Here is a 13131-nt window from a genome sequence, read left to right on the forward strand (position 1 = left end):
GGCGACGTCCCACCGATCGAGTGATCCCCGGTGCCCGTGACCTGAATGGCAACAGCTCACAGAACCGTTAGGCGAGTGCCGGTGCGAGACCTCACGGCTCGGAGACGGCCCAGGCCTGGCCCAGCACCGAGTGGTCCGGCTCGGGTGGTTGGGCCGCGGCCGGCTGTGCGAGCAACAGCAACGCGATCCCGACCGCCAGTGCCAGCGATGTCAGCGCCAGGTACCACCGCCGCAGCAGCATGCCCGCCACCAGTGCGAACGGCACCGCCCCCACCGGCAGCCAGCGGCCGCCGGACGAGCTGATCCCCAGTCCCGCCTCGTCTCCTGCCCGCCAGGCGAGCGCCCACAGCCCGATGCCCAGGTCACCGACCAGGAGTCCCCAGACGAACCGGCCGCCCCGGCTGCCGGTCAGCCACGACGTCTCGGGGGCGACCCGGGCAGGCACGGCGAACAGCGCGGCCACCAGCACGCCGAACAGCAGCGCGACCAGGACGCTGCCTCCCATGAACAGGATGGCGCCCAGTACGACCACGCACAGCGGCGCGACGACCGCGCCCACCGCGCCCGCGACCCCCACCCGCGCCAACGCCCGCTTGATGTCCCCCACGGGCGTCACTCTCGCACGGTGGCGCACCGGGGAACGGCGCGTTCCGTCACAGATCAACTCCACACCAGCCCGTACGACCGGTACGGCAACAGGTTCTTCGCCACGTGCACCACCTCGTCGGCGACGGGCAGCAGCCGGGAGGCGGCCCGCAGGTCGTCGGCCTCGTGCGGGTAGACGCCGTCCAGCACGCCGATCGCCCGGGGCCGGGTGCCGCCGAAGTGGACCCGCAGCTCGAACCGGTCGCACGGGTAGTGCGGGGTGCAGACGTAGAACCGGGACATGGCGGGCAGGCGGAGCCGGAACTCGAACTCGTGCTCGTCGCGCTCGGCCAGCGGGCGCGGCAGCACCAAGCCGAACGCGACCCGGCTGCCGCTCACCCGGCGCGGCGGCACCAGCGCGCCGCCGGAGAGCACGCGCAGGTCCAGGTCGGCCGGGTCGAACTCGGTCGAGCAGCCGGTGGGGATGACCGACAGCGAGTGCTCGATCTCGGCGAGGCCCGCCCGGTGGCTGATGATCCGCCGCGCCTCGGTCACCTCGCCGCCGGGTCCGGCCAGCCGCAGGGTGTCGCGCAGGGACGTGGTGTGCCAGGGGTCGTGCGCCTCCGCCGCGGCCGCCGCGACCAGCCGCAGCGCCTCGTCGCTGCGGCGCTGGATGGTGCGCCGGTCCCGGTCCCGCTCCAGCGCGTAAGCCGCGATCCGCGTGGTGTAGTTGACGTCCGGCGCGCCCTTGAACCCCAGCGCGACCTCCGCCATCGACCGGTGCGGCTCGGCCAGGGACGCCACCAGCCCGCGCACCGCGGCGATGATCTTGTCGCGGGTCGTGCCCGCGCTGTCGGCCCCGGTCACCCCGCCGAGCCCGCGCAACCGCGGTCCGAACCCGCCCGGCGGCGCCGCGCGGTTGACCCCCAACCCCTTGCGCAGCGCCTTGAGCTCCGCGAACAGCGCCGCGGTCTCGTCGTCCGGGCTCGCGGCAGCGTTCACCTGTCCCACCCCCTACACCAGTGTCGGATTCCCCCAAGCCAGATCGACGGAGCCCGCCAACCGCCGCCCCACCACGACCGCGGCCGACCCCAGCGGCGAGGCGCTGCCACCGGGGCGCGCCATCTCCAGCCGCAGGGTCCGGGTCCCGGTGACGTCGACCTCCAGCACCTCGGGCTTGTCCAACGCGACCCGCCGCGGCGGTTGCGGCTTGCCGTCGAGGAAAACCTGGAAGTGGCCAACCTGGAACGGTTCCGCGGCGTCGTCCAGGACACCGATCACGGTGGTCATCCGGCGGTACCGGCGCTCCAGGTCGACCACCACGGACCCGTGCCGCGACGACCCGCGCAGCACGATGCTGTCGTCGTAGCGGACACCGCCGAGCACCGCGGTCCCCGGCTTGACCTCGCCGCTGCGCTCGGCCCAGCGGCTCTCGTCGGCCAGCCGCACGAGCTGCCGCGATTCGGGGTTTTCCCGGCCCCCCAGCCATTCCCCGCGTTCCGGTGTCGGGAACCGGCCTTTCCCGGTGATCGCGCCGATCAGTTCCGCGACCCCGTCCTCGGACAACTCGTCGACGTGGAAACGGGTGGTGGAATGGCCGCACAGGCAGGTCGGGATGTCGTCGACCGACCGCCCCGGCAGCACGACCGGCAGCCAGCGCTCGGTTTCCCCGCGCAGGTCCCGCGTCAGCGCGTCCCGCATGATCGCCGCCTCGAACTGCGACCCCCGGCCCTCGTCGGACCGCGCCCGGCCGTCGGCCCGCTGCTTGTAGTCGGGTGAGGCGATCACCAGGATGTAGTCGGAGTCCGTCAGGTGCTCGATCGCCCACAACGACCAGTCCCGCCGCCGATCGCTGTCCCACTGGTCGAGTTGCACCTGGAGTCCGATCCGGACCATCAGGTACGTGGCGAACTCGCGCACCGCCTCCTTGTGCTCGGTCGAGTCGTGCGCGTAGCTCACGAACACCCGTGGCACTTCCCGATCCGACATCGCCACTCCCAGCCAACTCCGGCAATTCGTCGCCAGACATTGTCCGCACCACCCCGCCACCCCGGAGGCGCGAACCGGCTGGTTGTCACCTTTCTGTCGCTTATCCAGCCGTCGCAAGGGTTCTCACGTTCCCGCGGCCGAACTTGTCCTTCTTTTGTCACTCCAAGCGCCTTTTTACCGAACACGTCCCGCTCTACCATCGGCATGCCGCTGATCACCCGAAGGAGCGATGGCACACGTGTACAAGTACGACGTGTTCATCAGCTACCAACGGGACAGCCCCACCGTCGCGCCCTGGGTGCGCACGCACTTCCACCAGCTCCTGTGCGAACTCCTCGACGACAACACCGATGAGGAGATCTCGGTCTACTACGACGAGGAGGGACGAGCGGGCGGCCTGTGGCCGGTGGAGATCCGCCACGCCCTGCGGCACAGCCGCGTTCTCGTCCCCGTGTGCAGCCCCAAGTATTTCCGACGCGAGTGGTGCATGGCCGAATGGCACTCGATGCAGAGCCGCGAGAAGATCGCCGGTCTCGGCACACTCGAACGCCCGTTCGGTCTCATCCACCCCGTGATCTACAGCGACTCGGAGTACTTCCCCAAGTACGTGCACGAAAGGCGGACGGTGGACCTGCGGCCGTGGAACTTTCCCGAGCCGCATTTCCAGGACACCCCGGCGTTTCTGGATCTACGCCGCGCGCTGACGCGGTTCGCCATCGACCTGATCGACGCGCTCGACCTGGTGCCCCGGTGGCGGCCGGACTGGCCGATCGAGATGCCGCCGCCCGAACCGCCTACCCGGTCGCGGAAGCCGAGGTTCTGACCGTGCCGGGCACCGTGATCACCTTCTACTCCTTCAAGGGCGGTGTCGGCCGCAGCTTCGCGCTGGCCAACATTGCCGTGCTGCTGGCCCGCTGGGGGAACCGAGTGCTGTGCGTGGACTGGGACCTGGAGGCGCCCGGACTGCACCACTACTTCCGGCCGATGATGAGCGGCGAGCCGACCAGCGGTGTGGTCGACCTGGTCGACGACTTCCTCGCGAACCGGTTCCGCCCGGCCGACCACACCACCCGCCTCAGCGCGGACGGCGTCACCCTCGACCTCATCGCGGCGGGCCGCGACGACGTCGACTACATCACCCGCGTCCAAGACCTGGAGTGGGAGCGGTTCTACGACGAGGGCTTCGGCGAGTACCTGGAACGCTGCCGCGAGCGGTGGACCACCGACTACGACTTCGTCCTCCTCGACAGCCGGACCGGGGTCTCCGACATCGGCGGGATCTGCACGGCCCACCTCCCCGACCGGCTCGTCATCCTGTTCACCGCCAACGCCCAGAGCATGCGCGGCGCCATCGACATCGCCAGACGGGCCAACTCCGCCCGCGACGGTCTCCCGTTCGACCGGCCCCGGCTCAACGTCATCCCCGTGCTGTCCAGGTTCGACGCGCGCGAGGAATACCTGGAGGCCGACCGCTGGCGGCAGACCTACCTGACCGAGACGGGCAGCTTGTACCACGACTGGCTCGACGTCGAGGTCCCGCCCGCGGAGGTGGCGGCCCACCTCACCCTGCCCTACGTGTCCTTCTGGACCTTCGGCGAGCGGTTGGCGGTGGTGCAGGAGAAGCAGCCCACTCCCGACCAGATCAGCTACGCGCTGGAGACCGTGGCCGCCCTGCTGGCCCACGACCTGGACCGGACCCCGCTGCTCGCGGAGAACCGCGACGCCTACGTGGCCGCGGTCCGCGACCGCAAGCACGAGTTCTCCCACGACATCAAGATCAGCACCCCGCGCTCCACGCTGGACGTGGCGGGCGAGCTGATCGACACCCTGGGCGGGCTCGGCCTGCGCACCGAGCGGTCGCTCTCCGGCGACCGCGACCTGCTGGTCCGCGCGACCGACAACGCCCGGCACCTGTGCCTGATCGTCGACGGGACCCTGACCCGTTGGCAGGTCGCCGAGGTCGAGCGGTTCATCCACCGCACCGTCGGCCAGGACCGCCGGGTCATCCCGGTGCTGACCGCGCGCACCGACCCCACCGCGCTGCCCGGCTTCGTCGGCAACCTCCGCCACCTGCGGCTCGGCCCGACCCGCCGCCCCGCCGACGTCGCCCGCGAACTGGCCGACCAGGTCCGCGGCGCGCGGCCGCTCGTCCACGACTCGGTGGACCTGGTCGACCTGCTGCTGCGGACCGCGAAGGCGTCCCTGCCCGCGCACTGGTGGGAACTGGTCGACGAACTGGTCCGGGAACTCCAGGTGATCGCCGGGGCGGGTGACGACGAGCGGGCCCGCGACGTGGCGGCCGACCTGGAACTGGCCATCCGACCCCGCTCGGCGGCGGGCACGCCCGTGCCCGCCGACATCCGGGAAGCAATCGAGTGGAGCATCCGCGTCCTGCGCACCAGGGCGCGCGACACGGGCGCTCCGGCAACCGAGGAAGGAAACCAACATGGCTGAACGGTTGGGGCACAAGCAGACCGCGGTGGTCCTCACCCTGCTCTCGTTGGCGCGGGAGGTGTCCAACCCCGAACTGCAGGGGCTCGTCGGCTTCACCCTCGACGGCAAGGACCGCGTCCGGCTCAACGACCTCCAACTGGTCGACAGCCACAAGGACGGCCGCCGCTACGTGCACAAGCTCACCGACACCGGGAAGCGCTGGTGCATAGCCGAGTTCGGCACGGGGACACCCCCGCTGCCCCCGGCCCGCAGCGTCCTCGCCCCGGCCCTCTACATCTTCCTCGGCGGCGTCGGCCGCTTCCTCGAGCGCAAGGGGCTGAAGTTGGACGACGTCTTCGCCCCCGAGGTCGGGGTGAGCCCCGAGGAGATCGAGGACCGCGTCCGCACCGCGTACCGCGAACTCGCGGTCCGGCCGCGGGCCACCGTGCGGTTGGCCGACCTGCGGCCCCGGCTCGGCGGCGCCGCCACCGAGGACGTCGACGCCGTGCTCAAGCGGCTCAGCCGGGACCGGCAGGTCAGCCTGGTGCCCGACTCCGACCGGAAGGCGCTCACCGACGCCGACCACGCCGCGGCCGTCCGGATCGGCGGCGAGGACCAGCACCTGATCGCCATCGAGACGTCGTGATCGAGGAACTGGCCGCGCTGGCCACCCTGCGCTTCGACTGGGCCGACACCCCGGACCACGTGTGGCACGACTCGCCGTACCACGTCGACGGGCTGCACGCGGACGTCACGGCCGCCGTGGACGCCGGGATTCGCGACGCGGCGGCCAGTTCCGGTCCCAGCCCGATCGGGCTCGTCCTCAAAGGGCAGAAGGGGGTCGGGAAGACCCACCTGCTCGGCTCGATCCGCCGCCAGGTCCACCGGGCGGGTGGCTACTTCTTCCTGGTCAACCTCTCCACCGGTGACGCGTTCTGGGAGAACACCGCGGAGGCGCTCCGCTTCGGTCTGTCCCAACCGGAGGAGAACGGCGACTCGCAGCTGAGGAACTTCCTCCGCCGGGTCTGCGACCGCGACGTCGTCGACCCGAGGTGCGCCAAGGTGCTCCTCGGCGGCCACGGCCTCAACCGCGGCCACGTCGACGCCTTCGTGGCCGGGCTCAGGGCGCTGGACCGCCAGGTCGCCAAGGAGTGCTCCGACGCGGCCCGCGCGCTCGTCCTCTACGCCACGGAATCCGACATCACCAACGACATCGGTGAGGACTACCTGGAGGGCTTCGCGGGGTTCGAACCCGGCGAGTGGCGGGAATGGGGCATCCGCAGGCCACCGCGCTCCGCGTTGGCCGTGGTGCGCGACATCACCAAGCTGCTGGCGATGACCGGTCCGGTCGTGATCTGCGTCGACCAGCTCGACACGCTGATCGCCCGCACCAGCCGCACCACCGGAAACGCCGACGGCGAGCTGCTCGTCGCCCAGGTCGCCGACGGCCTGATGAGCCTGCGCGAGATCACCCGGCGCACGCTCACCGTGATGGCCTGCCTGTCCAACACCTGGACGCAGATCAGCTCGATCGCCGCGGACTCGGTCCCGGACCGGTTCCGCGAACTGCACACCCTCGGCCGCGTCGTGGACGGCGCGGTCGGCCGGGCGCTGGTGGAGAAGCGCCTCGGCGTCGCGTACGAGGGCATGCGGTTCACCCCGCCGCACCCGTCCTGGCCGATCGCGCCGACCGCGTTCGAGGACGGCTGGGAGGAGATGACCCCGCGTGAACTCCTCAAGCGCATCGGCACCCACATCGAGGCGTGCCTGCGCTCGGGCGTGGTCACCGAACTGGCCTCGTTCACCGAGGACGGCCCGCGCCCGGTCGCCCCGGCCCGGCCCGAACCCGCGCCGGACCGCTTCGCCGAACTGGACGCCCGCTTCGCCCGCGAACGCGAGTCGGCCGGGTCCACGGCCCCGCTCGACCACACCACCGAGGACGACCTGGTCCCCAGGCTGCTCGCCGCGGCGCTGCGCGCCTGGCTCACCGAGGTCGGCGACGACCACCTGGTGTGGGAACGCCCGATCCTCAGCAACGGCCACCTCCACGCGCAGTTGAAGGTCACCCTCGACGAGGTCGGGGACGTGGAGGAGTACTGGTCGTTCCGCTCCATCCACCACGTCCACCCGATCTCGGTGCTGCACCGGTTCCGCAAGGCGCGGGCCGCGGCCGACCTGCGCAAGGGGGACGACCTGCGGCACCTCGTGCTGATCCGCAACGACCCGTGGTCCGGCGGGCCCAAGACGCAGGCCGAGGTGCGGGAGTTCGAGTCGTCGGGTGGGCTCGTGCTGCCACTGTCCGATGAGGACCTGAAAACCTTCTGGGCCCTGGACCGGCTGCTGGACGACAAGGTCCCGGGGTTGATCGAGTGGCTGGTCGACCGCCGCCCCGCGGGCCGGTCCGAGCTGCTGTCGCGAGTCCTGCCCACGGGGCGGCCGGAGTCCCCACGAGACGAAGGTACTCACCCGCCGCCGGAAGAGATCACGCTCGGCGAGGTCCACGACACCGGTGAGCCGGTCACGGTCGAGCTTTCCACGCTGCGCAAGCACATGGCCGTGTTCGCGGGATCCGGCTCCGGCAAGACCGTCCTCTTGCGACGCGTCATCGAGGAGTGCGCGCTGCGGGGCGTGTCGTCCATCGTGCTCGACCCGAACAACGACCTCGCCCGCCTGGGCGACCCGTGGCCGGAACCGCCGTCCGCCTGGGGACCGGGCGACGCCGCGCTGGCCGCGACGTACCTGGCGGAGACCGAGGTCGTGGTCTGGACCCCCGGGCGGGCCACGGGACGACCGCTCGCGTTCCCCGCCCTGCCGGACTTCGCTGGCGTGCTCGACGACGAGGACGAGTTCAACGCGGCCGTCGAGGTGGCCGTCGCGACGCTCGCGCCGCAGGTCCGGCTCACCGGCAGCACCGCCAAGGCCGACATCGGCCGCGCCGTGCTGCGCCAGGTCGTCGAGCACTACGCCCGCGGCGGCGCGCGCGGCCTGCCCGGGCTGATCGACCTGCTCGCCGACCTCCCCGACGACGTCAGCACCCTCAACGGCGCTACTCGCGTCGCCGCCGACCTCGCGGAGGCCATGAAGGCCGCCATGGTCAACGACCCCCTCACCGCGGGCGGCGGCGAGCCGGTCGACCCGGGCGTGCTGCTGACCCCCGGGCCCGGCAAGCGCGCCCGCGTGTCGGTGATCAGCTTCGTCGGGCTGCCGCAGGAGGCCCAGCGGCAGAACTTCGTCAACCAGCTGCAGATGGAGCTCTTCGCCTGGGCCAAGCGGAACCCGGCGGGGGAGCGGCCGCTCGGCGCGCTCTTCGTGATGGACGAGGCGCAAACCCTTGCGGCGTCGGGGACGCTCACCGCGAGCACCCGCAGCACCATCGTGCTCGCCTCCCAGGCCCGCAAGTACGGCCTGGGGCTGCTGTTCGCCACCCAGGCGCCGAAAGGGCTGCACAACCAGGTCGTGGGCAACGCCACGACCCAGGTCTTCGGCAGGCTGGGCAGCCCCGCGCAGATCACGGCGGCCAACGAACTGGCGCGGGCCAAGGGCAGCCCGATCGCGGACGTGGGTGGTCTGGCACGGGCCCAGTTCTACGTGGCGAGCGAGTCCTTCGGCTTCAAGCAGGTGGTCACCCCGCTCTGCCTGACCCACCACCCAGCGAGTCCTTTGCGGTTGGAGGAGGTGCTGGACCGCGCCCGCCGGTGAGGTTTTCCGGTGGCGGCACCCCACTCACCCGGTGATGATCACCAGGTGACAACCACACACCCGGACGGCCGAGCGGGCATCGACGCGACCCTCGTGCGCCGCCTCATCGCCGCGCAGTTCCCCCGGTGGCAACACCTACCGGTCACCCCCGTACCCATCGACGGCTGGGACAACCGGACCTACCGCCTCGGTGCCGAGATGTCGGTCCGCCTGCCGACCGCCGAGGGGTACGTCGCGGCGGTGGAGAAGGAACGCACGTGGCTGCCGCGCCTGGCGCCGCACCTGCCCGTCGCCGTACCGGAGGTGCTGGGCTCGGGTGTGCCGGGGGAGGGCTACCCGTTCCCGTGGTCGGTGCGGGGGTGGCTACCCGGTACCCCGTTCAACCAGACCGCGGTCACCGACCTACCCGGCTTGGCCGTCGCGGTGGCGGAGTTCATCCAAGCGCTACAACGGTGTGACCCCACCGGCGGCCCCACAACGGGCGCCCACTGCTTCCACAGAGGCGCGTCCCCGGCCTACTACGACGACGAGACCCGCCGCTTCCTGGTGGAACTGGAGGGCCGCATCGACGTAGACAAGGCAAGGGACGTCTGGGAAACCGCCCTCGCGGCCGAGTGGCGGGGCGCCCCCGTCTGGTTCCACGGCGACATAGCCCCCGGCAACCTCCTGATCACCGACGACGCGCTGTCCGCCGTGATCGACTTCGGCACCGCCGGAGTCGGGGACCCGGCCTGCGAGCTGGTCATCGCCTGGACCACCTTCCACGGCAAAAGCCGCCAAGCCTTCAAGGAAACCACCCCCCACGACGACGGCACCTGGGCGCGGGCCAGGGGGTGGGCGATCTGGAAGGCGATGCTGCTGGCCGCCGCCGACACCAACGCGGCGGAGAACCTCCGCGTCATCGACGAGATCATCGACGACCACGTCGACCGGGCGTGACCGGCCTGGCTACTCGCGCTCGACAGCTCTGCGGCCGGTGGCCAGCGCGATCACCAGCAGCACGACCCACACCGCGGTGGGGATCACCCAGTACGGGAAAGGCCACGAATCCCCGACCACACCCTGCATCACCCAGCCGATCACGCTGAGCAGGCATAAGCCTCCCCACCACTGCAAAACCCGAATCCACGCCGCGGACATCCCCGCCATGCCGATCCCCCAACGGTAGTAATATGTCCTATTAGGACAAACGTGCGGCTTTCGCTCGCGCGGCCAAGCTATCACCACTCGAATCGCCCGGAGCCGAAATGGGCCTAATCCCACTCCATCTGCCCAAACATGACGAACTGCGCGGGTGGTCCTGAATGTTCCACGTCACAACGCCGACGGAGGCATGGTGAATTGTCGGCTCGCTGTCCAGTTTTTGTCACATGGACATCTGGCTCTGTTGAGAGAGAAAAGTCTCTTGTCTTGTTGACAAGAAACTCACGGTCTAGCTAACTTCCCCGACATGACTCCTGTTCTTGGCGAATCCGGGTTGGTCGCCGTGCTGACCGCGTTGCCCAGCGAGTACGTGGCCGTTCGCGGGCACCTGAGGGACATCAGGCCCCGTACCCACCCGGCGGGCACCCTGTTCGAGGTCGGTCAGGTGGCGAACGGGCGCGCGGTGGCGCTGGCCGGGATCGGTATGGGCAACATGTCGGCCGCTTCCCTGACCGAGCGGATGATCACCGAGTTCGCCCCGGCCGCGGTGATGTTCGTCGGCATCGCGGGCGGTCTGCGTGACCGCCTCGCCCTCGGCGACGTCGTCGTCGCCACCCGCGTGTACGCGCCACACGGCGGCCGCAGCGAGACCGATGGCTTCCGCTCCCGCCCCCGCGCGTTCGACGTGTCCCACCGGCTCGAACAGGCCGCCCGGCGGACCGAGCTGCTCGGCCGGTGGCGGGACGCGCTGGACGACGGCCCTCGGCCCGCGGTGCACTTCGACCCCGTCGTCGCCGGAGACGTGGTCCTCGACTCGCGGGAGTCCGATCACGCGCACCACCTGCGGCAGCACTACAACGACGCGGTCGCCGTGGAGATGGAGAGCGCGGGCTTCGCGCAGGCCGCGCACCTCAACGAGAAGGTACCCATGCTCGTCGTCCGGGGTATCAGCGATCTCGCGGGTGGCGCGAAACGCGACACCGACGCCGGTGGCTGGCAGGAGGTGGCCGCTCGCAACGCCGCCGCCTTCGCCATGTGCGTCGCGGCCGATGTGGAGATCCCGACCGGCGCACCGGGGCGTCCGGTGGACGGCGGCGACCCGGTGAACGGTAGTGGGCCGGTGGTGCGCAACATCGTCCGCGGTAACGGCAGGGTCGGCCAGCAGATCGGCGTCAGCTACGGCGCCATCACCATCCACCAAGAGGAGGGACAGCGGTGACCATCGACGACTTCAGCGTTGCCACCGTCATCAACACCGTCGACGGCGATACCCAGGTCGGCCAGCAGATCGGCGTGGTCTACGGGGACAACACCGTCCACCGGCACGAGTACTACCACTACAACTCCGCCGACCCACCCGAGCGCAAGCTGGAGGTGGCGATCAACCACCTGCGCGGGCGATCATCCGCGCGGATCGCCGAGGAGATCCTGGCCGAGCTGGTCAAGCTGGGGCACATCGACTCCAAGACGCTCTACTACTACGCGCTGGCACTGCTCAGCGGTCGATCCATCAACGACCTGGACCGCCGTGTACGCGACAGCTTCAGCTGGTGCCGCGACCACGCGCGGACGCTGCCGCTCGACAGCTGGCTGGAGTCGCTGGACGTGGTCGCCTTCCTGGTCGACGGCGTGGTAGCCCAGGGCCTGGACACCGAGCGCGACAAGCGGTTCGTCGCGGGTCTGTCACAGACCTACGCGCCACTGCCCGAAGACCGCCGCGACGAGATCGCCACCCACCTCGAGTTCGTGCTCAGCGGTGCGATCCAAGACCACCTCGACGCCGTCGAGACCACGCGGATCGCCAAGGAACGCATGGGCAACGACCGCGTCCGGCGGACGCCGCTGTATTTCGAACCGGAGCCCGCCGAACCCCACCCGCTCGCCCCCGCCCCGACACCGCTCGACCGGAAGGCGCTCCGCCATGCCGTACTCGGGGCCGTAGTCGTGTGCGTGGGCGCGTACTTCACGGTTTCCGACGCCACCGCGAAAGTGCTCGGCGTCTTGGCGGCCCTGCTCTGTGCCGTGGGCGGGTTGCTGGTCCTGCGTTTCGGCCACCACCTCGCGTTGCGCACCGCTCGGCTCCGGGCGAGCCGGACCGATGTCGGTCTCCCCGCGGGCCCGGCACCGGACCACACTGGCGAGGAAGGCGCGCCGCCTTCCGCCGACAAGTTCGCCACCGATGTGCGCAAGCGCGTCGACCAGGGATTCAACGAAGGGCCGGGTGGCGGCGAACGACTGCGTGCACTCCTTGCCGCCCGGCTGGTCGTGCTGTTCCGCGAGACAGCCGTCGAGCCCGCGCGGTTGCTGTGGCTCACCCGCTGGCACGCCCGACGTGCCGCGTGCGGCACGGGTATCGCGCCGGTTCCCGACGACACCGTGGGGCAGCACCTCGGGATGGTCCTCGGCATCGCGATCTACGGCCTCGGTACTGCGGTCGGACCGCTCTGGGCAGGCGCCGGGTGGTTCTGGTCGGCCTTGCTGATCGCGGGCGGCTGGTTCGCCGGGCGCAACAGCGTCGACCTCCGGGTCACGCGGCACCGCGACGGTGACGAGCGCGAGCGCAACCTGCGGTTGTTCGACGAGGAGCGGCGGGAACACGCCCGTTGGGTCGCCTACCTGGCCGCGAACCGCCCGGACGAGCACGAGATCGCGCACTGGTTCGACCTCGACCGCTCCTACCTGCGATCCACCGCTCTCAAGCGGTCCGGTCTGACCAACCGCGACCTGTTCACCCACGTCATCCTGGCTACGCGGGCCCCGTACTCCCGGCGTGCCCGAGTCCTGCACGGACCCCCGCGCTACACCGAGTACCACCTCCACCTCTTCCTGCTCACCGACAACGGCGTGCGGGTCATCCGGCTCCGGCTCAACTTCCTGACCGGTGAGTACGGCCACGAGAAACGTGAGGTCTTCCACTACGACAAGGTTGCCTCCGCACGGGTCGAGGAGCGCGGAACCCGGGTCGAGGAGGACCACCCAGGCGCGCGGCCGAACCGGGGCCGGGGTCGCACGCTCGAGGTCACGCTCGTCAACGGCAAGGACATCGCCAAGGTCACCGAGCAGTTCGAGGCCGCCGAGGTGACCGACCTCGAGGGGGAGGACTACCTCATCCAGTTGGCCACCGAGACCTCCGGGATCTCGTGGGCGCAGCACGTGCTGGAAGCGGTGGCCGCCGAGGGCCGGGAGTGGATCTCCAAGGAGCGCACGCGCCGCCACCACCGGTTCCAGCAGTGGCGGCTGATCGGCGCGGCGACCGGCTCGGACGACGGGGCGATAGGCTGA

At 70.7% G+C, this 13131-nt stretch carries 11 protein-coding genes; 7 read left to right on the forward strand and 4 right to left on the reverse strand.

Annotated elements, in window-relative coordinates; translation table 11 throughout:
• Positions 1-91: 91 nt before the first annotated feature.
• The 3 genes from V5P93_RS10805 to V5P93_RS10815 are packed head-to-tail and all read right to left on the reverse strand — an operon-like array spanning position 92 to position 2574.
• The gene (locus tag V5P93_RS10805) at positions 92-607 is read right to left on the reverse strand and encodes a hypothetical protein (RefSeq protein ID WP_146108412.1); all 516 of its coding nucleotides are present in this window, start codon (positions 605-607) and stop codon (positions 92-94) included.
• Positions 608-660: 53 nt separating this feature from the next.
• On the reverse strand, positions 661-1587 hold the full coding sequence (locus tag V5P93_RS10810; RefSeq protein WP_104483588.1) for a hypothetical protein: 927 nt from the start codon (positions 1585-1587) through the stop codon (positions 661-663).
• 12 nt (positions 1588-1599) lie between these two features.
• Complete coding sequence (locus tag V5P93_RS10815) at positions 1600-2574, reverse strand: SEFIR domain-containing protein (RefSeq protein WP_146108413.1); 975 nt, start codon at positions 2572-2574, stop codon at positions 1600-1602.
• Positions 2575-2803: 229 nt separating this feature from the next.
• Here V5P93_RS10815 and V5P93_RS10820 point away from each other — a divergent pair, with 229 nt between their 5' ends.
• The 5 genes from V5P93_RS10820 to V5P93_RS10840 are packed head-to-tail and all read left to right on the forward strand — an operon-like array spanning position 2804 to position 9645.
• A complete protein-coding gene (locus V5P93_RS10820; RefSeq protein WP_245931818.1) occupies positions 2804-3397 on the forward strand; it encodes a TIR domain-containing protein in 594 nt (197 codons plus the stop codon).
• The gene (locus tag V5P93_RS10825; protein ID WP_374065823.1) at positions 3325-5028 is read left to right on the forward strand and encodes a KGGVGR-motif variant AAA ATPase; all 1704 of its coding nucleotides are present in this window, start codon (positions 3325-3327) and stop codon (positions 5026-5028) included. Before V5P93_RS10820 ends, V5P93_RS10825 begins: the two co-directional genes overlap by 73 nt.
• A complete protein-coding gene (locus V5P93_RS10830) occupies positions 5021-5653 on the forward strand; it encodes a hypothetical protein (RefSeq protein WP_104483591.1) in 633 nt (210 codons plus the stop codon). The genes V5P93_RS10825 and V5P93_RS10830 overlap by 8 nt, the downstream gene beginning before the upstream one ends.
• Positions 5650-8706 carry an ATP-binding protein gene (locus V5P93_RS10835; protein WP_104483592.1) on the forward strand — a complete coding sequence of 1019 codons (3057 nt, stop codon included), beginning with the start codon at positions 5650-5652 and terminating at the stop codon, positions 8704-8706. Before V5P93_RS10830 ends, V5P93_RS10835 begins: the two co-directional genes overlap by 4 nt.
• Positions 8707-8751: 45 nt before the next feature.
• Positions 8752-9645, forward strand: coding sequence for an aminoglycoside phosphotransferase family protein (locus V5P93_RS10840; RefSeq protein ID WP_104483593.1), 894 nt, complete (start codon positions 8752-8754; stop codon positions 9643-9645).
• 9 nt (positions 9646-9654) lie between these two features.
• Here V5P93_RS10840 and V5P93_RS10845 read toward each other — a convergent pair whose 3' ends face one another.
• Positions 9655-9855, reverse strand: coding sequence for a hypothetical protein (locus V5P93_RS10845; protein WP_146108414.1), 201 nt, complete (start codon positions 9853-9855; stop codon positions 9655-9657).
• Between the two features lie 301 nt (positions 9856-10156).
• Here V5P93_RS10845 and V5P93_RS10850 point away from each other — a divergent pair, with 301 nt between their 5' ends.
• Positions 10157-11068 (forward strand): 5'-methylthioadenosine/S-adenosylhomocysteine nucleosidase, encoded by a 912-nt coding sequence (locus V5P93_RS10850; protein WP_245931819.1) that lies wholly within the window; start codon positions 10157-10159, stop codon positions 11066-11068.
• Entirely contained in the window at positions 11065-13131 is a 2067-nt protein-coding gene (locus V5P93_RS10855; RefSeq protein WP_104483595.1) for a hypothetical protein, read from the forward strand. The genes V5P93_RS10850 and V5P93_RS10855 overlap by 4 nt, the downstream gene beginning before the upstream one ends.

Origin of the sequence: Actinokineospora auranticolor (assembly GCF_041897805.1) — a bacterium.
Lineage (GTDB): Bacteria > Actinomycetota > Actinomycetes > Mycobacteriales > Pseudonocardiaceae > Actinokineospora > Actinokineospora auranticolor.